The sequence below is a fragment of the Salinispora goodfellowii genome (genome assembly GCF_059570675.1).
In genome coordinates this window covers 144,684-162,873 of record NZ_JCANTD010000001.1, presented here as the reverse complement: position 1 = coordinate 162,873, position 18,190 = coordinate 144,684, and the positions used below count along the sequence as shown (strand labels likewise).

Annotated in this window: 20 protein-coding genes and 2 pseudogenes; 16 read left to right on the top strand and 6 right to left on the bottom strand. The window is 71.7% G+C overall.

The features are described 5' to 3' along the window. From T398_RS00780 to T398_RS00765, 4 genes are read left to right on the top strand one after another with little or no spacing between them, the layout of a single operon-like run. Positions 1-1,512 (top strand): PfkB family carbohydrate kinase, encoded by a 1,512-nt coding sequence (locus T398_RS00780; RefSeq protein WP_496443474.1) that lies wholly within the window; start codon positions 1-3, stop codon positions 1,510-1,512. After that, positions 1,509-2,195, top strand: coding sequence for an SDR family oxidoreductase (locus tag T398_RS00775; RefSeq protein WP_496443472.1), 687 nt, complete (start codon positions 1,509-1,511; stop codon positions 2,193-2,195). Before T398_RS00780 ends, T398_RS00775 begins: the two co-directional genes overlap by 4 nt. Then, the gene (locus tag T398_RS00770) at positions 2,192-3,163 is read left to right on the top strand and encodes a glycosyltransferase family 9 protein (protein ID WP_496443470.1); all 972 of its coding nucleotides are present in this window, start codon (positions 2,192-2,194) and stop codon (positions 3,161-3,163) included. Before T398_RS00775 ends, T398_RS00770 begins: the two co-directional genes overlap by 4 nt. After that, positions 3,147-4,130, top strand: a complete 984-nt coding sequence (locus T398_RS00765; RefSeq protein ID WP_496443468.1) for a DNA topoisomerase IB — start codon at positions 3,147-3,149, stop codon at positions 4,128-4,130. Before T398_RS00770 ends, T398_RS00765 begins: the two co-directional genes overlap by 17 nt. Before the next feature lie 78 nt (positions 4,131-4,208). Here the strand turns inward: T398_RS00765 and T398_RS00760 are convergent, their stop codons facing one another. Beyond that, on the bottom strand, positions 4,209-4,331 hold the full coding sequence (locus T398_RS00760) for a hypothetical protein (protein ID WP_496443466.1): 123 nt from the start codon (positions 4,329-4,331) through the stop codon (positions 4,209-4,211). A 154-nt stretch (positions 4,332-4,485) separates the two neighbouring features. On the opposite strand from T398_RS00760, the gene T398_RS00755 reads away from it, so the two are divergent. Further along, entirely contained in the window at positions 4,486-5,982 is a 1,497-nt protein-coding gene (locus tag T398_RS00755; RefSeq protein ID WP_496443464.1) for a glycoside hydrolase family 3 protein, read from the top strand. 57 nt (positions 5,983-6,039) lie between these two features. Here the strand turns inward: T398_RS00755 and T398_RS00750 are convergent, their stop codons facing one another. Next, positions 6,040-7,251, bottom strand: a complete 1,212-nt coding sequence (locus T398_RS00750; RefSeq protein ID WP_496443462.1) for a cysteine desulfurase-like protein — start codon at positions 7,249-7,251, stop codon at positions 6,040-6,042. 68 nt (positions 7,252-7,319) lie between these two features. Between T398_RS00750 and T398_RS00745 the strand changes: the two genes are divergently transcribed. The 6 genes from T398_RS00745 to T398_RS00720 all read left to right on the top strand — a co-directional run bounded on the left by T398_RS00745 (position 7,320) and on the right by T398_RS00720 (position 10,969). Continuing rightward, positions 7,320-7,679, top strand: a complete 360-nt coding sequence (locus tag T398_RS00745) for a hypothetical protein (protein ID WP_496443460.1) — start codon at positions 7,320-7,322, stop codon at positions 7,677-7,679. Positions 7,680-7,945: 266 nt separating this feature from the next. Further along, positions 7,946-9,145, top strand: coding sequence for a mechanosensitive ion channel family protein (locus T398_RS00740; protein WP_496443458.1), 1,200 nt, complete (start codon positions 7,946-7,948; stop codon positions 9,143-9,145). Between the two features lie 293 nt (positions 9,146-9,438). Beyond that, on the top strand, positions 9,439-9,894 hold the full coding sequence (locus T398_RS00735) for a phage holin family protein (RefSeq protein WP_496443456.1): 456 nt from the start codon (positions 9,439-9,441) through the stop codon (positions 9,892-9,894). Further along, positions 9,891-10,205, top strand: coding sequence for a DUF3618 domain-containing protein (locus T398_RS00730; RefSeq protein ID WP_496443454.1), 315 nt, complete (start codon positions 9,891-9,893; stop codon positions 10,203-10,205). Before T398_RS00735 ends, T398_RS00730 begins: the two co-directional genes overlap by 4 nt. After that, on the top strand, positions 10,202-10,471 hold the full coding sequence (locus T398_RS00725; RefSeq protein WP_496443452.1) for a DUF4235 domain-containing protein: 270 nt from the start codon (positions 10,202-10,204) through the stop codon (positions 10,469-10,471). The genes T398_RS00730 and T398_RS00725 overlap by 4 nt, the downstream gene beginning before the upstream one ends. A 294-nt stretch (positions 10,472-10,765) precedes the next feature. Further along, entirely contained in the window at positions 10,766-10,969 is a 204-nt protein-coding gene (locus tag T398_RS00720) for a cold-shock protein (RefSeq protein WP_013732668.1), read from the top strand. A gap of 119 nt (positions 10,970-11,088) precedes the next feature. Here T398_RS00720 and T398_RS00715 read toward each other — a convergent pair whose 3' ends face one another. Both T398_RS00715 and T398_RS00710 read right to left on the bottom strand, forming a co-directional pair. Beyond that, positions 11,089-11,328 (bottom strand): hypothetical protein, encoded by a 240-nt coding sequence (locus T398_RS00715; protein WP_496443450.1) that lies wholly within the window; start codon positions 11,326-11,328, stop codon positions 11,089-11,091. Beyond that, positions 11,322-11,453: a hypothetical protein gene (locus tag T398_RS00710; RefSeq protein WP_496443448.1), complete on the bottom strand. Its 132-nt coding sequence runs from the start codon at positions 11,451-11,453 to the stop codon at positions 11,322-11,324. The genes T398_RS00715 and T398_RS00710 overlap by 7 nt, the downstream gene beginning before the upstream one ends. Positions 11,454-11,534: 81 nt before the next feature. Here T398_RS00710 and T398_RS00705 point away from each other — a divergent pair. Both T398_RS00705 and T398_RS00700 read left to right on the top strand, forming a co-directional pair. Further along, a pseudogene (locus T398_RS00705) lies at positions 11,535-12,127 on the top strand (methyltransferase domain-containing protein). Next, positions 12,124-13,146 (top strand): adenosine deaminase, encoded by a 1,023-nt coding sequence (locus tag T398_RS00700; protein WP_496443446.1) that lies wholly within the window; start codon positions 12,124-12,126, stop codon positions 13,144-13,146. The pseudogene T398_RS00705 and the gene T398_RS00700 overlap by 4 nt, the downstream one beginning before the upstream one ends. Before the next feature lie 193 nt (positions 13,147-13,339). Here the strand turns inward: T398_RS00700 and T398_RS00695 are convergent, their stop codons facing one another. Together T398_RS00695 and T398_RS00690 are read right to left on the bottom strand one after the other, a co-directional pair. Beyond that, entirely contained in the window at positions 13,340-14,413 is a 1,074-nt protein-coding gene (locus tag T398_RS00695; protein WP_496443444.1) for a HAMP domain-containing sensor histidine kinase, read from the bottom strand. A gap of 29 nt (positions 14,414-14,442) precedes the next feature. Continuing rightward, positions 14,443-15,132: a response regulator transcription factor gene (locus T398_RS00690; protein WP_018725602.1), complete on the bottom strand. Its 690-nt coding sequence runs from the start codon at positions 15,130-15,132 to the stop codon at positions 14,443-14,445. Between T398_RS00690 and T398_RS00685 the strand changes: the two are divergent. The 3 genes and pseudogenes from T398_RS00685 to T398_RS00675 all read left to right on the top strand — a co-directional run. Then, positions 15,075-15,463: pseudogene (locus tag T398_RS00685) on the top strand (ADP-ribosylglycohydrolase family protein); the annotation flags it as partial. The gene T398_RS00690 and the pseudogene T398_RS00685 sit on opposite strands and share 58 nt — an antisense overlap. A gap of 87 nt (positions 15,464-15,550) precedes the next feature. Then, on the top strand, positions 15,551-17,566 hold the full coding sequence (gene thrS, locus T398_RS00680) for a threonine--tRNA ligase (RefSeq protein ID WP_496443442.1): 2,016 nt from the start codon (positions 15,551-15,553) through the stop codon (positions 17,564-17,566). A gap of 64 nt (positions 17,567-17,630) precedes the next feature. Continuing rightward, positions 17,631-18,143: an HIT family protein gene (locus tag T398_RS00675; protein ID WP_496444041.1), complete on the top strand. Its 513-nt coding sequence runs from the start codon at positions 17,631-17,633 to the stop codon at positions 18,141-18,143. Positions 18,144-18,190 lie beyond the last annotated feature (47 nt).

Here is an 18,190-nt window from a genome sequence, read left to right as displayed (position 1 = left end):
GTGAGGGGACCCGTGGTGGTGGTCGGTGACACCCTGCTCGACCGGGACGTGGAGGGTGCGGTGAACCGGCTCTGTCCGGACTCGCCGGTGCCGGTGCTCGACGAGACCGCGTCCACGGACCGGCCGGGTGGTGCCGGCCTGGCCGCGATGTTCGCGGCGGCGGCGCCGGACACCGAGGTCGTCCTGGTGACCGCCCTGGCCGACGATGCCGGTGCCGCCCGGCTCAGCTCGCTTCTGGCCGCGGCCGGCGTCCAGGTGTATGCCCTCGGGCTGGCCGGTGGGACTCCGGAGAAGGTTCGGTTGCGATCGCAGGGCCGGGTCCTGCTGCGCCATGACCGCGGCGGTGCCGTCGGTGAGCCCGGCCCGCCGGCGGAGGCGGTGCTGCGGGTCCTCGCCGGGGCCGCCACCGTGCTGGTCAGTGACTACGGCCGCGGAGTGGCCGGGCAGCTGGCACTGCGGGCGGCGTTGGCCGGCACCCGGGCACCGGTGGTCTGGGATCCGCATCCCCGGGGGCCGGCCGCGGTGCCCGGGGTGCACCTGGCTACGCCCAACGAGTCCGAGGTGCGCGAGCTGGCGAAGGTACCGCCGGGCGAGACTCGGCTGGTGACCGCCTCGCGGGGCGCACTGGAGTTGCGTCAGCGGTGGCGGGCGCGGGCGGTCGCGGTGACGATGGGCGGGGAGGGTGCGCTGCTCTGCCACGCCGGGCCGGCGCCGCTGATCGTGCCCGCGGTCTCCACAGCGGATGGTGATACCTGCGGTGCGGGGGATCGGTTCGCGGCGACCGCCGCACTCGCCCTGGCCCGGGGTGCGTTGGTCTCCGAGGCGGTGCAGGAGGCGGTCGCCGAGGCCGGTGCCTACGTGGCGGGTGGGGGAGTGGCGAGCATGCTGCCGCCACCGGTGGGGCCGTTGCCATCGGTGGTGCCGGGGGTCCCGGCCGAGCGGGTCGGCGTGGCGGCTGCCGCCACCGTCGTCGCCGAGGTCCGCGCCGCCGGCGGCATCGTCGTCGCGACCGGCGGCTGCTTTGACCTGCTGCACGCGGGGCACGTGGCGACCTTGCAGGCCGCCCGTCAACTCGGCGACTGCCTGGTGGTCTGCCTCAACTCCGATGCCAGCGTCGCGGCGTTGAAGGGTCCGGACCGGCCGGTGATGCCGCAGGGGGACCGGAGCCGCCTTCTCGCCGCCTTGAGCTGCGTCGACGCGGTCATGGTCTTTGACGATCCGACTCCGCAGGCGGCCCTGACCTGGCTCCGGCCGGATATCTGGGTCAAGGGGGGCGACTATGCCACCGGTGGTGGCGAACCAGTGCTGCCGGAGGCGGAGCTGGTGCGGCGGTGGGGCGGGCACACCGTGGTGGTGCCGTACCTGGATGGGCGGTCGACTACCGACCTGATCGCGGCTGCGCACCGGCGGGGTGGCACCAGCGCCACCAACTCGGCGGCGACCGCGGTGCTGCGGGGAGACCCACCACCCGCGGCGGCGACCCGACCGCACCGGTCGGCGGGGATCCGATGAACGCCGGGTACACGGTCCTGGTGACCGGCGGGTCGAGTGGGCTGGGCGCAACGGTGGTCTCGGCGGTGGCCGAGGCGGGTGGGCGAGCGCTGGTGCTGGACCGGCAGCCCCCGGCGGAGGGGGTGCCGTGGGCGGCCTGCGATCTGGCCGACACCCGGGCGGCCGAGGCCGCCACCCGAGAACTCGCCGCGGACCACGGGGGCCTGGACGCCGTGGTGACGGCGGCCGGAATGGATGTACCGGGTCGGCTGGCCGACCTGCCGGGGGAGGTCTGGGACCGGATCGTCACGGTGGACCTGCTCGCCACCGCCGCCGTCGTCCGGGCGGCACTGCCGTTCCTCGAGACGTCCCGCGGCCGGATCGTCACCGTCGCCTCGACGCTGGGGGTGAGGGCGGTCAGTGACGCGACGGCGTACTGCGCGGCGAAGTTCGGGGTGGTCGGGTTCACCCGCTCCCTCGCTGCCGAGCTGGCCGGCCGGGTCGGCGTGACCCTGCTCATCCCCGGCGGTATGCGCACCGCTTTCTTCGACGACCGCGACCCGCAGTACCGACCCGGGCCGGACGCGATCCTCAACGATCCCGCGGACACCGCCGCCGCCGTCATGTTCGCCCTGACCCAACCCGCCGGCTGCGCCGTCCGGGAGTTGGTGGTCTGTGCCGAACAGGAGTCCTCCTACCCGTGATCTTGATCCTTCGTGCGCTGGGCCTCGGCGACCTCGCCACCGCCGTGCCGGCCCTGCGTGCCCTGCGGGTCCGCTACCCCGACGAACGACTGGTCCTGCTCGCCCCGCGCTGGTTGGCCCCACTGGTCGAGCTGATCGGCGGTATTGACGAGCTGGTCGACACCGCCGATCTGTCTCACCTGCGCTGGCGTGGTCCCGCCCCCGACTTGGCGGTAAATCTGCACGGCCGCGGGCCCGAGTCACACCGCCTGCTGGTCGGTACCCGCCCCCGCCGGCTGTTCGCCTTCGCTAACCGGGTCGCCGGGCACCACGACGGCCCCTCCTGGCGGGCTGACGAGCACGAGGTCCGCCGGTGGTGCCGCCTCCTGGCCTGGCACGGTGTTCCGACCGACCCGACGGACCTGGGTCTGCGCCGGCCAGCACCGGGCCGGACTCCGACCGGGGTGACTGTGCTGCATCCGGGCTCGAAGATCCCGGGCAAACGCTGGCCGGTGGAGCGGTTCGCGGCCCTCGCCCGACAGCTCGCCGGCGCCGGCCATGAGATCGTCATCACCGGCGACACCGCCGAGCGTCCCCTCGCCCGCCGGGTCGCGCAGCTCGCCGGGCTGCCCGGGTACACGGTACGAGCCGGCCGTACCGACCTGCGCCACCTCGCCGGCCTGGTCGCCCACGCCCGCCTGCTGGTCAGCGGCGACACCGGCATCGCCCACCTCGCCACCGCCTACGGCACTCCCTCGGTGGTCCTCTTCGGTCCCCACTCGCCGGCCCATTGGGGGCCACCACCCGAACGGACGTGGCATCGGAGCCTCGGCGCGGACGGCGGCGGGGACGGGCCGGAGCGGGACGGTTCGGAGCGGGACGGGGCGGGGCCCCATCCGACGTTGGCGGCGATCAACGTTGACCAGGTGCTGGTCGCCGTGGCCGAGGTGGAGCAGATGGTGCGGACGACCGGTGCGACTGCGGCGTAGTGACCCGGGCCGGCCCGGCTACCGGCGCCACCGGCGTGGCCGGGGCTGGGGGTTCTGCGATCCGGCCGGCGAGCCGATCCGTGATCCGGATCGGCTGGCCCGCCTGCGTGACCTTGTCATCCCGCCGGCCTGGCAGGACGTGTGGATCTCGCCGCATCCGAACGGGCACATCCAGGCCACCGGAGTTGACGTGGCTGGTCGCCGGCAGTATCTGTACCACCCGGAGTGGCGGCGCAAGCGGGACGAGGCGAAATTTGACCACGTGCTCGAGGTGGCCCGGCGGTTGCCCCGGTTGCGCGAGCGCATCGCGGCGGACCTCGATGGTCGGGGACTGAACCGAGATCGGGTGCTGGCCACGGTCGCTCGGCTGTTGGATCTGGGTGCCTTCCGGGTGGGCAGCGAGCGGTATGCGGCGGGCGATGATCCGACGTTCGGGGTGTCCACCCTGCGTCCGGAGCACGCCCGCGCCCGCCGTGGCTGCATGGTCCTCGAGTTTCCGGCGAAGGGCGGAGTCGAACAGGTTCGGTGGATTGAGGACCCGGTGCTGTGCCAGGTGCTGGCCAACCTGCGGCGTCGCCGCCGTGCCGCGGCTCGGCTCTTCGGCTACTGGGACGGCCGGCACTGGCGGGACGTGCGCCGAGACGATGTCAACGGGTATCTGCGGGTGGCCAGCGGTGGTGAGATGACCGCGAAGGATTTCCGGACCTGGCACGCCACCGTCCTGGCGGCCACCGGGCTGGCCGCTGCTGGCGGCGAGCGGTCGACCACCGCTCGCCGCCGCGCGGTCGCCGCGGTCATGCGTGAGGTGGCGGGGCTGCTCGGGAACACGCCGACGGTGGCCCGTACGTCCTACGTCGACCCTCGGGTCGTGGACCTCTACCACGACGGGGTGCTGGCGCCGGTCGGTCGGTGGATGCCCCGCGAGGATGCCGAGCGGGGGGTCCTCGAACTGCTGGCGGAGACCTGACCGGTGGCGGTCGTCTCCGAGTCGGGGCAGCCAACCCGGACCGCGTCGGCGGGCGGTCCGTGGTGAAGCGGGTCGGGCTCAACGGCGAAATATCGCTCGGATCGCGGCGAACAGCAGCAGACCGCCCACCACCACGCCGAGGAGGCGTACCCCGGGGACGTCGGCTGGGCCGGTCGCCTCGGCCAGAAGTTCGGAGTCCATCCCTGAACTCTCCCGGGTCGGTCGCCGCCCAGCAACTGTTAGGTTTATTGACTATTCATTTGGGTGATGTGACCATGGCAAAGCGTCACCGCCGGGCGCAGAGACGGGGGAGGGACATGACCGACAGGTTCGCCGAGCGGCCCGAGGTGGCGGTGTGAGCACCCGTGAGACCCAGCTCGCATCCCTGGCCGCCACCGTCCTTCAGCCGGGCTTCGTTGGTACCACCGCCCCGTCCTGGGTGCGTCGTTGGCTGGGGGAAGGGCTCGGCGCGGTGGTGCTCTTCGCCCGCAACGTGGCCGACCCGGAGCAGGTCGCCGCGCTCACCGCGACGCTGCGCGCGGAGCGGCCGGACGTCATCGTCGCCATCGACGAGGAAGCCGGTGACGTGACCCGGATCGAGTCGGGTCTCGGCAGCTCCCGCCCGGGCAATCTGGCCCTCGGCGTGATTGACGATCCGCTGCTGACCGAGGAGGTGGCATACGACCTCGGCGCGGAGCTGGCCGCGCTGGGGATCACCCTGAACTACGCGCCGGACGCCGATGTCAACTCCAATCCGGACAATCCGGTGATCGGAGTCCGGTCCTTCGGCGCGGATCCGGACCTGACCGCCCGACACACCGCCGCCTGGGTGCGGGGCCTACAGGCCGGCGGCGTCGCGGCCTGTGCCAAACACTTCCCCGGGCACGGTGACACCCGGGTCGACTCCCATCACGGCCTGCCCCGGATCGTCGGCGACCGGCGTCGGTTGGACGCGGTGGAGCTGACCCCGTTTCGTGCCGCGCTCTCCGCCGGCGTGCAGGCGGTCATGGCCGGTCACCTGCTCATGCCCGCGCTGGACCCGGACCTGCCGGCCACCCTGAGCCGACGGATCCTCACCGACCTGCTCCGGGACGAGTTGGGCTTCGCCGGAGTCGTGGTGACCGACGCGATGGAGATGCGCGCGGTCGCCGACCGGTACGGCCTCACCGGCGCCGCGGTCCGGGCCCTGGCCGCCGGGGCCGATGCCATCTGCGTCGGTGGCGAGCACGCTGACGAGGATGCGGCTCGGCGGCTGCGGGACGCGATCGTGGCCGCCGTCGCCGCGGGCGAACTTCCCGAGGAACGCCTCGTCGAGGCTGCCAAGCGGGTCGACCAACTCGCCGCCGCCACCGCCGCTCGCCAGGCCGGCCGGACCGCCCGCCCGGCGGCCGGCAGCGGTTCGGTGGTGGGGTTCGCCGCCGCCCGCCGGGCCGTCCGGGTCACCACGGAACGTGCCGGGCTGGGCGCGCTGCCGCTGGCCGGCCCGGCCCACGTGGTCGAGTTCGCACCGCCCCGCAACCTCGCGATCGGCACCGAGACACCGTGGGGTGTCGCCGCGCCCTTGGCAGCGTTGCTGCCGGGCACCACCGCCGTCCGGTACGCCGAGGCCGAGGTGCCTCCGGACCTCACCGCCGAAGCCGGTGGTCGTCACCTTGTCCTCGTCGTCCGTGACCTGCACCGGCATCCGTGGATGCGGACGGCCGTGACCCGTGCCCTGGCCGACCGACCGGATGCCGTCGTCGTCGAGTTGGGCCTACCCGAACTGGTCACCGGGGCGGTGCATGTCGCCACCCACGGCGCGACCCGCGCCGGCAGTCGGGCCGCGGCGGAGCTCCTGACCGGGATCGGCTGATCGCGGGCCGGGATGGGCCGTTCGGCACGGGGTCGGCCGATCCCGGTCAGGAGCGCGTCAGCGGCTGGGGGAGAGCCTCGCCAGCTCGTCGAGGAGCCGATCCACTTCGGTAGCGGTGTTGTAGTGGTACAGGCTGACGCGTACCGCCCCGCCGCTGTCTCGCAGCCCCAACGTCTGGAAGTACTCGTAGGCGTAGTAGTCACCGGCGGAGAGGCAGAACCCCGCCGCGCCGAGCGCCGCCTGGGTCTCGGCTGGAGACCGGCCGGCCAGCCGGAAGGAGACCGTGGGACAGCGCCGGGCCGGCGAGCCGAGCACGGTGACCGCGGGCAGGTTGGCGAGGCCGTCGAGCAGCCGGTCCAACAGCCCCTCCTCGTACGCGCGGGCCGCGCTCAGGCTGCTCCGCAGCCGCTCCCGCCGGGTCCCGGTGGTCGTCGGGTCCAGCCCGGCGAGGTGGTCCACGGCGGCGGCAGCGCCGGCCAGCAGCGGAAAACTGGGCGTGCCGTACTCGAATCGATCGGGTACGGAGTCGGCGGAGGGGCGCAGCTTCGCCGGATGCAGGCGTTCCCAGCACGCCGGGTCCGCCGCCACCGCGGCCACGTGTGGGCCAGACCACTTGTAGGCGCTGGTGACCAGGAAGTCAGCGCTCAACGCGGTGCGGTCGGTCGGACCGTGTGGCACCGAGTGCACACCGTCCACGCAGACTAGCGCTCCGACGGCGTGCGCTGCCTTGGCGATCGCCACCACGTCGGGCATCGTGCCGATCGCGTTGCTGGCGGCGGTGACCGCCACCAACCGGGTCCGCTCGTTGACCAGATCGGGGTACTGGGTGGCTGGCAGCTCGCCGCTGTGCGGATCGAACTCCGCCCACCGTACGGTTGCGCCCGCCGTCTCGGCTGCCTGGATCCACGGCCGGACGTTGGCGTCGTGGTCGAGTCGGGACACCACCACCTCGTCGGCCGGCCGCCAGGTTGAGGCGAGGGCGCGGGACAGGGTGTAGGTGAGCGCGGTCGCGCTCGGGCCCAGCACCACCCCCTCCGGGTCCGCGCCGAGCAGGTCGGCCAGGGCCGTACGGGCGGCGGCCACCAGCTCCAGCGAGCGTCGACCGGGAAGGTTGCCGCCGCTGCGGTTGCTCAGCGCCGTACCCATCGTCTCGGTCACCGCGGCGATCACCGGCGCGGCGGTCTGGGTGCCGCCGGCACCGTCGAAATGGACGTGCCCCTGCGTCAGGCCGGGATATGCGGCCCGAATGCGGGCGATGTCGAACGGCATGAGTGGACCCTAACCCGCGCTGCCGCCCGCGAAGAGCCGGTACGGCGATCGTCTCGTACGCTTGGAACGTGACGAAACGATACGTTCCCCTCCCCCTGAAAACCCCCCGTCGCACCGCCGGCCTCCTCGTCGGCCTGGCCCTCGGTGCCACCGTTCTGGTTGGCTGCGGCTCTGCCGAGGGGGTCTCCACCGACTGTGGGCTGGACGGCTGCGCAGTCACCTTCGACCGCGAGACCAACGCCGAGGCCAGCATCCTCGGTGTCGAGGCCAAGTTGATCGGCGCCCAGGATGACGAGGTGACTATCGAGGTCGCCGGCGAGCAGCTCACCCTCACCACCGGGCAGCCGGCCGCCGAGGTCGGTGGGCTCTCGGTCACGCTGGAGAACGTCACCGCCGACCAGGTCGCTATCCGGTTGACGCAGGGTTAGCGGGCTGAGTAGCCGGAGTCCCCCTCGTCCCGGTGCGGATTTCCACTCGCTCCGGGACGGCGTCTCCGGGGCTACTGTCGCCGGTGTGGCGTACGGTAGCTTCCCGGGCAGGTGCTGTCAGCGTCGTCGCTCCGGCACCCCCTTCGGTGCCTTCTGTCTCCTCCGCTGCCGTGACCAGAAGGTCGGAACTGGTCGGCCTGGCCGATCAACGGCACCATTGGGCCTTCGCCGGGCGTCCCGACGTCCGGTGGTGAGGAGGAGAGACCGTGCAGAGCTACCTCGGGACGATCATCGCCGCGCTCGCCGCCGCGGCGGGCGCCCTGTTAGTGGTCGGCATCACGCACCGGATAACCCGGCGGCTCGGCCAGCGTTCGCTGCTGTTGACCGGGCTGGCCCAGCACGCCCACCGGGCGTTCCAGGTGGCGACGACCATCCTCGCCGTGCAGTTCGCCGTGCGGTTCACCACCGGCTACGGGACCGGCACCACCTGGCGTCGGGCTCTGCTGCACATCCTGGTACTCGGGGTGATCGCCGCCACCGCCTGGCTGGTCGCCACGTTGCTGGTGGTGGTCGAGGACACCGCACTCGCCCGGTTCCAGGTCGAGGTGGCGGACAACCGGCACCGCCGGATTCGTACCCAGGTGGTGCTCCTGCGCCGGTTGACCATCGCGGTGGTGGTCTTTCTGGCGCTCGGCGTGATGCTGATGACCTTCCCCGCCGTCCGCGGGATCGGCGCTGGGGTGCTGACCAGCGCTGGTGTGGTCGGTGTGGTGGCGGCGTTGGCCGCGCAGAGTCTGCTGGGCAACGTCTTCGCCGGTCTCCAACTCGCCTTCAGCGACGCCGTACGCCTCGGCGACGTGGTGGTCGTGGACGGGGAGTGGGGTCGAATCGAGGAGCTGACCCTCAGCTATGTGGTGTTGCGAATCTGGGACGACCGGCGGTTGATTCTGCCCACGTCGTACTTCACCAGCAAGCCGTTCCAGAACTGGACCCGGAGCGAGGCCGCGGTGCTCGGCACCGCCGAGTTCGATGTCGATTGGTCGATCTCGGTGCAGGCGATGCGGGAGGAGCTGCGTCGGCTGGCGGAGGGCAACGAACTGTGGGATGGCCGAGTCTGCGTGTTGCAGGTGATCGACGCGACCGGCGGCATGATCAAAGTGCGCGCGTTGGTCAGCGCGGCGAACGCCGGCAACCTCTGGGACCTGCGCTGTCTGGTCCGCGAGCACCTGGTCGCCTGGGTGTGGAAGCAGCGGCCGACCGCGATGCCCCGAATGCGGGCCGAGGTCGGTGACACCGGGGGTGGCCAGCCGTGGCAGTGGGACGTGCCCCGTCGCCCGTCGCCGGCCAGTCGACTCGCCGCCGGTGCCGGGTCCGACGATGCCCGGATCTTCGGCGGCAGCGAGGATGGCGCCGCCCGTAGCGAGGCATTCGTCGGCCCGGACGAGCCGGCCGACTCCCGCCCCTGATCGCCTCCGCCCCGCCCCTGGTCGCCGCCTTCGTGCTGCCGGCTGGTTGTGCCGGACGGTGGGCCCGCGACGGGCCTCCGCCACGACCGTCGGCTGCGCCGGTTGGCCGGAGGGGTTAGCGTGACGTGGTCGGGCGGGGGACGTTGGGCCGAGTGCGACCACGTTTGGCACGACGTTTTGGGGGGACCTGCTGCGCGACCCCTGACCTGCGCCGGGTGGGGTGGCTCGGGCGATGGATCGACGGACGGCTCCCTTGAGGGCATGAAGCGCGGTGACGAGGAGAGGAGGACAGCATGGCTGACCTGGCGAATGCCAGTCCAACCCAGGCCGGGAGCGAGCCGTCCACCGCCGAACTGGTGCAGCGGGCCACCGAGCAGGTTTCCCGGCTGGTCCGCGACGAGTTGGCGTTGGCCCGCGCGGAGCTGGCCCAGAAGGGGAAACACGCCGGGATCGGTATCGGCCTCTTCGGCGGCGCCGGGATGCTGGCGCTGTACGGGCTCGGTGCGCTCGTGGCGACCGTGATTCTGCTGCTCGCCCTGGTCCTGCCCGCCTGGGTGGCCGCCCTGATCGTCGCGGTGGTGCTCTTCGTCGCCGCCGGGGTCCTCGCCCTGGTTGGTAAGAAGCAGGTTGTTCAGGCGGTCCCGCCGGTGCCGGCGAGCACGGTGCGCAGCGTCCGGGCGGATGTCGACACCGTCACCGTAGCGATGAGGGATGGGAAGGCCGCAGCGCAGGATGGGAGACCGGGATGACGGGTAATGGGCGGGCCCGCGGGGACACTGAGGCGCTCCGCGAGGAGATCCGGCGGACCCGGGTCGAGCTCAGCGAGACCATGGAGGCGCTGGCCGCCAAGGCTGATGTGAAGAAGCGGCTGCGTTCCTCGACCGAGCAGGCGAAGGAGCGGATGCGGGAGCAGGCGACCGAGGCGGCGGCGCGGGTGCGCGGGCGGGCCCGGCCGCGCGGTGAACGGGTCCACGGCAGCCCGGTGTCGTTCACCGTGTTGGCTGCGGGCGCGGTGGCCGCCGTCGCCGTACTGATGATCGTCCGGGGGAGGCGTCGGTGAGTAGAGGGTTGGGGAAGACCGCGTACAAGCCGGTCGGCATTCTGTTGGGTTTCGCCGCCGGTGCCGCAGCGGGTGCCATCTTCGAGCAGGTGTGGAAGGTGGCGGGTGCCGGCGCGGCGCCGAGCGCCACCGACGAGGACCGCGGTTGGGGCGAGATCCTGGCGGCGGCGGCGTTGCAGGGGGCGATCTTCGCGGTTGTCCGGGCGGCGGTGGACCGGGGCGGAGCGGTGGGGATGCGCCGGATGACCGGCAACTGGCCGAAGTGACTCGGCTCTGTGAGCTGGATCCCTCGTCGAATTCGGGCGACGTGGGGCCTTTTCGTTGGTTTGTGGTGGGTCGGCCGGGCTGATCTTAGGCATCCGACAGGTCACATGTCAGAGAATTTCGTCCGGTAGGCTGTGCAGAGTTTTTGCGTACGTGGTTTGCTGTTCCACGCTGTTGACGAGATGGCGTGGGTTGAGAGAAGTCTCCTTCAGGGGGGCCGCCTCAGGCGCCGCTGCTCGAAAACGGCCAACCGGCCGCACGGCGTGCACGGCCGCCAGTTTTAGAAGGAGATACACATGGCGCAGGGAACCGTGAAGTGGTTCAACGCTGACAAGGGCTTCGGCTTCATCACCGTCGACGGCGGGGGTGCTGACGTGTTCGTCCACTTCTCGGCCATCCAGTCCAGCGGCTACCGCACGCTGGAGGAGAACCAGCGGGTGGAGTTCGAGATCGCCCAGGGTCAGAAGGGTCCGCAGGCCGAGCAGGTCCGCCCCCTCTGAGCTACGTTGACCGGCGGACCGCCGGTCAGTGGCTGATCCGGCTCGCCCGGATCGACACGAGCCCCGCATCCCTTCCGGGATGCGGGGCCTCGTCGTTTCCGGGTTCGGTCCGGTGGGGCTCAGCGGCGGCGGGTGCGGAGGCCGAGCCAGAGCGAGACCAGCCCGGCGAGCGCGAGTGCCGGACCGGCGACGGCCCAGAGCCGCACGTCGGTCAGCACGCTGCCCTCGATGAATCCCAGCCCCTGTACGGTCCAGAGGGCGCCGAGCACCACGGCCAGCAGCCCGAGTGCCAGCGCCAGCCAGCCCCGCAGCGCGAATTCGCGTTCTCGCCCGCCGGGGGCGTCCGTCCCGTTCACCACCGGTCGTGCACCTGCGGCCGGACCGGGTCGTTGTAGACGGTGCCCCGGTCGGCTCCGTGCTGCCAGGTGCCGAGGCCGACCACGCCGACGGCGCGGTCCAGCCGGGGAAGGGTGCGCTGCTCCATGAGGTGAGCCTAGTGATTCGGGCTGGTCCGGACTACGGTGGGCCACAATTCAACAAGACGTACGTACGGTTTGGAGGGGTCATGTGGGATCCGACAACATACCTGCGTTACGGCGACGAACGGGCCAGGCCGTTTCACGACCTGCTCGCCCGGGTGCCGACCACCCGGCCCCGGGCGGTGGTCGACCTCGGCTGTGGGCCCGGCACCCTGAGCACGATCCTCGCCGAGCGCTGGCCCGACAGCCGGATCACCGGCATCGACGCCGCACCGGAGATGATCGACCGGGCCGCCTCGTTGGCCGGTCCGGTGGAGTTCGCCGTCGCCGACGTCCGACACTGGCGCCCCGGCCGGGACCAGGACGTGGTCATCAGCAACTCGGCTACGCCCGGCTGCTGGCCGCCGCGGGGTGCACGGTGGACGCTTGGGAGACTAGCTACGTGCACCTGCTTCCGGCTCCGGCCGACGCCGACCATCCAGTGCTGAGCTGGATGGAGGGGACCGCGCTACGTCCGGTGCGCGGCGCGCTCGACCCCACCGGCTGGGCCGACTTTCGCCGGGAACTGAGCGTACGGCTCGCCGAGGCGTACCCGGTGCAGCAGGGCCAGGTGTGCTTTCCGTTCCGCCGCGTCTTCTTCGTTGCCCGTACCGCCGCTCGCGTGGAGGAGAACCTGTGACCGACCTGTCCACCTTTATCGCCGGCCTGCCCAAGGTTGAGTTACACGTGCACCACGTTGGCTCCGCCTCGCCCCGGATCGTCGCCGAGTTGGCCGCCCGGCACGAGGGGCGCAGCCCGGTTCCGGCCGACCCGGAGGCCCTCGCCGAATACTTCGCCTTCCGCGACTTCGCGCACTTCGTCGAGATCTACCTGAGCGTGGTGGACCTGATCCGGGATCAGGAGGATGTCTGGCTGCTCACCCACGAGGTGGCCCGGGAGTTGGCCCGTCAGCAGGTCCGCTACGCGGAGCTGACCGTCACCCCGTACTCGCACGTGCACCGGGGGATACCCGCGCCGGCGTTCTGCGAGGCGATCGAGGACGCCCGTAACCGGGCGGCGGCCGACTTCGGCATCGAGCTGCGCTGGTGCTTCGACATCCCGGGTGAAGCCGGCCTGCCGGCGGCCGAGGAGACCCTGCGGATCAGCCTGGACGAGCGCCCCGACGGTCTGATCAGTTTCGGGTTGGGTGGCCCGGAGGTCGGTGTGCCCCGACCCCAGTTCAAGCCGTACTTCGATCAGGCCCGCGCGGCCGGCCTCCGGTCGGTGCCGCACGCGGGGGAGACCACCGGGGCGCGGACCGTCTGGGACGCGCTGCGCGACCTGGGCGCCGAACGGCTCGGGCACGGCATCTCGGCGGTCGAGGACCCGGAACTGCTGGCGTACCTGGCCGAGCGGCAGCTTGCCCTGGAGGTGTGTCCGACCTCCAACGTCCGCACCCGCGCGGTGGCCCGCATCGAGGAGCATCCGTTGCCCCGGCTGGTCGAGGCCGGGCTGTTGGTCACGATCAACTCCGATGATCCGCCGATGTTCGGCACCACCCTCAACGACGAGTACGCGGTGGCCGCCCGGCTGCTCGACCTCGGCCCACCGGGCGTCGCCGCGCTGGCTGACAACGCGGTGACCGCGTCCTTCCTCGCCCCCGCGAGCAAGCAGCGGATCGCCGGGGAGATCGGCGCCTATCTGGCGAAGGCGTCCTGAGCGGGGTGCGCGCGGCGGGGAGGAGGGGGAACGGGTTCCCGCCGCGCGCACGGCTTCACCGGCCGATGCCGCCTGGGCGGCGGGCCGGCGAAGTGGTGGGTTCGCCTCCTGATCATGACAGGCTGGTGTCGGCGCAGCGCCGGTGTTAAGCGGGATCTAAGGAGAACTTAGGCGCGGGCACAGCTTGGGTGACTCAGCGATCAGCCGGGCGGTGCCGGTTCCAGCGCCGGCCGCCGTCGGCCTGGTCGCGGGCCTCCCGGGTCCTCCGGCCCACCAGGCCGAACCGGCTGACCTGCCGCGGTGTCGCCTCCGGGTCGGCCAGCAGCATCACCACGCTCGCCCCACCCAGTTGGGCGCGGTCGATGCTGACCGAGCCGTTGGCCTGCACCGCGACCCGCTTCACGATATCCAAGCCGAGCCCGGTCGAGCCACGGTCGCTGGCACCCCGGCGCAGCGCCCGGTCCGGGTCGGCGACGCCCAGCCCGGCATCGTCGATTCGGATGGCGACGTATCCGTCCCGCCGGGAGACCGCTACCTCGAACGCCGTTCCCTGGGGCGTGTACCGGAACACGTTGCCGATCACCGCGTCCAGCGCGGCGGCCAGCTCCGCCCGCGGCACCGGCGCCGGAATGCGCAGCTGCGCCCCGGTGACCCGGAACGGCCGGTTCTGGTCGCCGGCCAGCGCGGACCAGAACCGCATCCGCTCCCGGACGACCTCGCTGACATCGCAGCTGCCCGGCGCGGTCTCCTGCGTGGCAGCCTTACGGGTTGTCTTGATTAGCTGGTCGACCTCGTCCTCCAGGGTGGCGATCGCCTGCCGGATCCGCCGGATTCCACGCCGACGATCCAGCTCCGCCTCGCTGAAGATTCCGATGCTGGTGTCATCCGGGTCCAGCGCCTCGGCGTCCAGCCGCAGCGCGGTCAGCGGCGTGCGCAGCCGGTGGGACAGGTCGGCCACCAGTTCCCGCTCGTCCGCGCGAGTGGCGACCAGGTGCTCGGCCATCCGGTTGAACGCGTACCCGGCCGCAACCAACTCTCCTGGACCGCTCGGCTCCACCCGGACGTTGAGGTCGCCCGCGCCGAGGGCCAGCGCTCCCTGCGTCAGGTCCCGGGCCGCTTGCACGGTGCGGGCCGCCACCCGATCAACCACCAACACCGCGGTGGCGACCAGCGTCACCCCCACGCCGACCGGAAGCCACCACGGGCTCCCGTCGCCGAGACCGGTGGCCGACAGCGCCAGGAACGCGAGGGCCATGAGCGTGCACACACCCGTCACGGTCAGGGCCAGTGACCACCTCAGCCGGGTGCTACCAGCCGGAGGCCCACCCCCCGCACGGTGCGCAGGTAGCGCGGCTTCGCCGCGGTCTCGCCCATCTTGCGGCGCAGCCAGTAGAGGTGAACGTCGATGGTCTGGTCCTCGCCGACCGACGGTTGTCGCCATACCTCCTCCAAGAGTTCCCGGCGCGACACTACCCGGCCCGGTCGTGCCGCCAGGTACGCCAGCAGGTCGAACTCCTTGCGGGTCAGCGCCAACGGCTCCCCGTCCAGCTCGGCGCTGCGTTCGCCGACGTCGATGCGGAGTCCGCCGACCTCGTGCACCGCGGGCTGGACCGTCCGGCTGGCCCGACCGGCCCGCCGCAGCACGGTCGTGATCCGGGCGTCCAGGTGTGCGCCGGTGAATGGCTTGATCATGTAGTCGTCCGCACCGGCGCGCAGCAGCCGGACGACTGACTGTTCATCGTCGCGGGCGGTGGCGATGATGATCGGGATATCGGTGATACCCCGCAGCATCCGTAGGGCGTCGGAACCGTCGAGGTCGGGCAGGCCCAGGTCGAGTACGACGAGGTCGGGGGTCTCCGCCGCCACTCGGCGCAGGGCTTCGAGCGCGGTGCCGACGGCGTGTACGGCATGCCCCCGGCCGGTGAGGGAGCGCAGCATCGCGCCGCGGACGACGTGATCGTCTTCGACCAGGAGCACGGTGGCCACCCCAAGACGGTACTCGGCGCGGGAAGGTGGTCGCGTTGCGGCACTGCGGTGAAAGCGGCAAGCTGGTAAAACGATGCCCTTCACCCTCTTCGCCGACACGAGACTCGCGCTCGCCCGGGACGCGCGCCGGACACCGTCCCCTTCACCTGCTGGGTTGCCGCCGGTCACCCCCGACGGCGGTGCGGGTCTGCGTCGAGGCGGGCGGGGACGTGGTCACCACCGCAGCGATCGTCGGTGCGATCGTCGCCGCGTACACCGGGCTCGTACCCCAGCCGGAGTGCCGGCCGAGTGGCTGGCCGCTCGCGAGTCGCTGCCGGACTGGCTGCCCTGAGCGCCGACGGCCCGGCCGTGGCGGGTGCGCAGTGGGTGGACCGATAGCATCGGCAGCGAGTCGTACCGTCTGCCCTGAGGAGTCACCGTGTCCGCACCCCGTAACCCCGTTGTGGCCGACCCCGTCGTCGTGGCCGCCGGGACGACGGCGGCCGACGCGGTCGCGGCGGCCGGACTACCGCTGACCGGTCGCAGCGTGGTCGTGGTGGTGCGGGACCCGCAGGGCCAGCTTCGCGACCTGGACTGGACCCCGGAACAGCAGACCGTGGTCGAGCCGGTGGGCATCGACACCCCGGACGGGCTGGCCGTGCTACGGCACTCCACGGCCCACGTACTCGCCCAGGCCGTGCAGGATCTCTTTCCCGAGGCGAAGCTGGGCATCGGTCCGCCGATCGAAAACGGCTTCTACTACGACTTCGCGGTTGACCAGCCGTTCCAGCCCGCGGACCTGACGAAGCTGGAAAAGCGGATGCAGGAGATCATCAAGTCCGGTCAGCGGTTCCGCCGCCGCCGCTTCCGGGACCGGGACGAGGCCCGCGGCGAGCTCGCGGCCGAGCCGTTCAAGCTGGAGCTGATCGAGCTCAAGGGCGACGGGCTGGACTCCTCCCAGGTGATGGAGGTCGGCGGCGGGGAACTGACCAGCTACGACAACCTCGCCGCCGACTCGGACAAGGTCTGCTGGTCGGACCTGTGCCGTGGCCCGCACCTGCCGAACACCCGACTGATCGGGGCGTTCAAGCTGATGCGGTCGGCCGCCGCGTACTGGCGTGGGTCGGAGAAGAACCCACAGCTACAGCGGGTGTACGGCACCGCGTGGCCGACCCGGGACGAGCTGAAGGCGTACCTGCGGTTGCTGGAGGAGGCCGCCCGGCGGGACCACCGCAAGCTTGGCGCCGACCTCGACCTGTTCAGCTTCCCCGACGAGATCGGCTCCGGCCTGCCGGTGTTCCACCCCAAGGGCGGCGTGCTCAAGCGGACGATGGAGGACTACGTCCGGTCCCGGCACGTCGAGGAGGGCTTCGACTATGTCGGCACCCCGCACATTTCGAAGGAAGGCCTCTTCCACACCTCGGGCCACCTGCCGTACTACGCCGACGGGATGTTCCCGCCCATGCAGTTCGAAGGGGCGGATTACTACCTCAAGGCGATGAACTGCCCGATGCACAACCTGATCTACCGGTCGCGCGGGCGCTCCTACCGGGAACTGCCGATGCGGCTGTTCGAGTTCGGCTCGGTCTACCGGTACGAGAAGTCCGGCGTCATCCACGGGTTGACCCGGGTACGGGGCTTCACCCAGGATGACTCGCACTCCTACTGCACCCAGGAGCAGGCGCCAGCGGAGGTCAAGCACCTGCTGGCCTTCGTGCTCGGCCTGCTGCAGGACTTCGGCATCACCGACTATTACCTCGAGCTGTCCACCCGCGACGAGACCAAACCGGACAAGTTCGTCGGCTCCGCCGAGGACTGGGCGACGGCGACGGCGGTGCTGGAGCAGTGCGCCCGGGACACCGGGCTCGAGCTGGTGCCGGACCCGGGGGGCGCGGCCTTCTACGGCCCGAAGATCTCGGTCCAGGCCAAGGACGCGATCGGCCGCACCTGGCAGATGTCGACGATCCAGTACGACTTCAACCAGCCGGCCGGCTTCGGGCTGGAGTACCAGGCGGCCGACGGCAGCCGGCAGCAGCCGATCATGATTCACTGCGCGAAGTTCGGCTCGATCGAGCGCTTCATCGGCGTACTCACCGAGCACTACGCCGGAGCGTTCCCGGCCTGGCTGGCGCCGGTGCAGGTGGTCGGCATCCCGATCCGCGCCGAGCACACCGAGTACCTGGACGGCTTCGTCGCCGCGCTGCGTGCGGCCGGCGTGCGGGCCCAGGTCGACGCCGGTGACGACCGGATGCAGAAGAAGATCCGGACCGCCCAGCAGCAGAAGATTCCGTTCATGGTGATCGCTGGCGACGACGATGTGGCAGCGGGCACCGTGTCGTTCCGCTACCGGGACGGCTCCCAGCGTAACGGGGTGCCGGCGGCCGAGGCGGTCAACCACGTCCTCGACGTGGTCAACTCCCGTGCCAACCAGGGGCCCTCCGCTGCCGAGGGGTGACGGGCGCCCGGGCCGTAGGATCGCTGCTGTGACTGGGGCGGAGGAACACACCAACAGCGATGCTATGGCCGACAGCCTGGACCGGCTCTGGACGCCCCATCGGATGACCTACATCTCCGGCGGGGACCGGCCCAAGGGCGGATACGAGGGGCCCACCGGCTGCCCCTTCTGTCTCGCCCCCCGGCGGTCAGAGCCGGAGAACCTGGTCGTGGCGCGGGGCGAGCACGTGTTCGTGGTGCTCAACCTGTACCCGTACAACCCGGGGCACCTGCTGGTCTGCCCCTACCGGCACGTGGCCGACTACACCGACCTCGACGACCGGGAGACGGCGGAGCTGGCTGCCGTCACCCAGACCGCGATGCGCGTCATCCGTAAGGTCAGCAGTGCCCACGGCTTCAACCTCGGGATGAACCAGGGTGGGGTCGCCGGCGCTGGTATCGCCGCGCACCTGCACCAGCACGTGGTGCCCCGCTGGGGCGGTGACGCCAACTTCATGCCGGTGATCGGCCGGACCAAGGTCCTGCCGCAGCTGCTCGGCGACACCCGGGCGTTGCTGGCCAGCGCCTGGCCCTCCTGACCCACGATCCCGCGGCGCCGGCCAGCGCCCCCGCGAACCCCGGTACG

Excerpts from the sequence above, each read along its gene's own strand:
- T398_RS00720 (WP_013732668.1), top strand. The coding sequence starts at position 10,766 with ATGGCGCAGGGAACCGTGAAGTGGTTCAACGCTGACAAGGGCTTCGGC.
- T398_RS00735 (WP_496443456.1), top strand. The coding sequence starts at position 9,439 with ATGGCTGACCTGGCGAATGCCAGTCCAACCCAGGCCGGGAGCGAGCCG.
- T398_RS00775 (WP_496443472.1), top strand. The coding sequence starts at position 1,509 with ATGAACGCCGGGTACACGGTCCTGGTGACCGGCGGGTCGAGTGGGCTG.
- T398_RS00675 (WP_496444041.1), top strand. The coding sequence starts at position 17,631 with ATGGCCGACAGCCTGGACCGGCTCTGGACGCCCCATCGGATGACCTAC.
- T398_RS00710 (WP_496443448.1), bottom strand. The coding sequence starts at position 11,453 with ATGGAGCAGCGCACCCTTCCCCGGCTGGACCGCGCCGTCGGCGTGGTC.
- T398_RS00760 (WP_496443466.1), bottom strand. The coding sequence starts at position 4,331 with ATGGACTCCGAACTTCTGGCCGAGGCGACCGGCCCAGCCGACGTCCCC.
- T398_RS00750 (WP_496443462.1), bottom strand. The coding sequence starts at position 7,251 with ATGCCGTTCGACATCGCCCGCATTCGGGCCGCATATCCCGGCCTGACG.
- T398_RS00730 (WP_496443454.1), top strand. The coding sequence starts at position 9,891 with ATGACGGGTAATGGGCGGGCCCGCGGGGACACTGAGGCGCTCCGCGAG.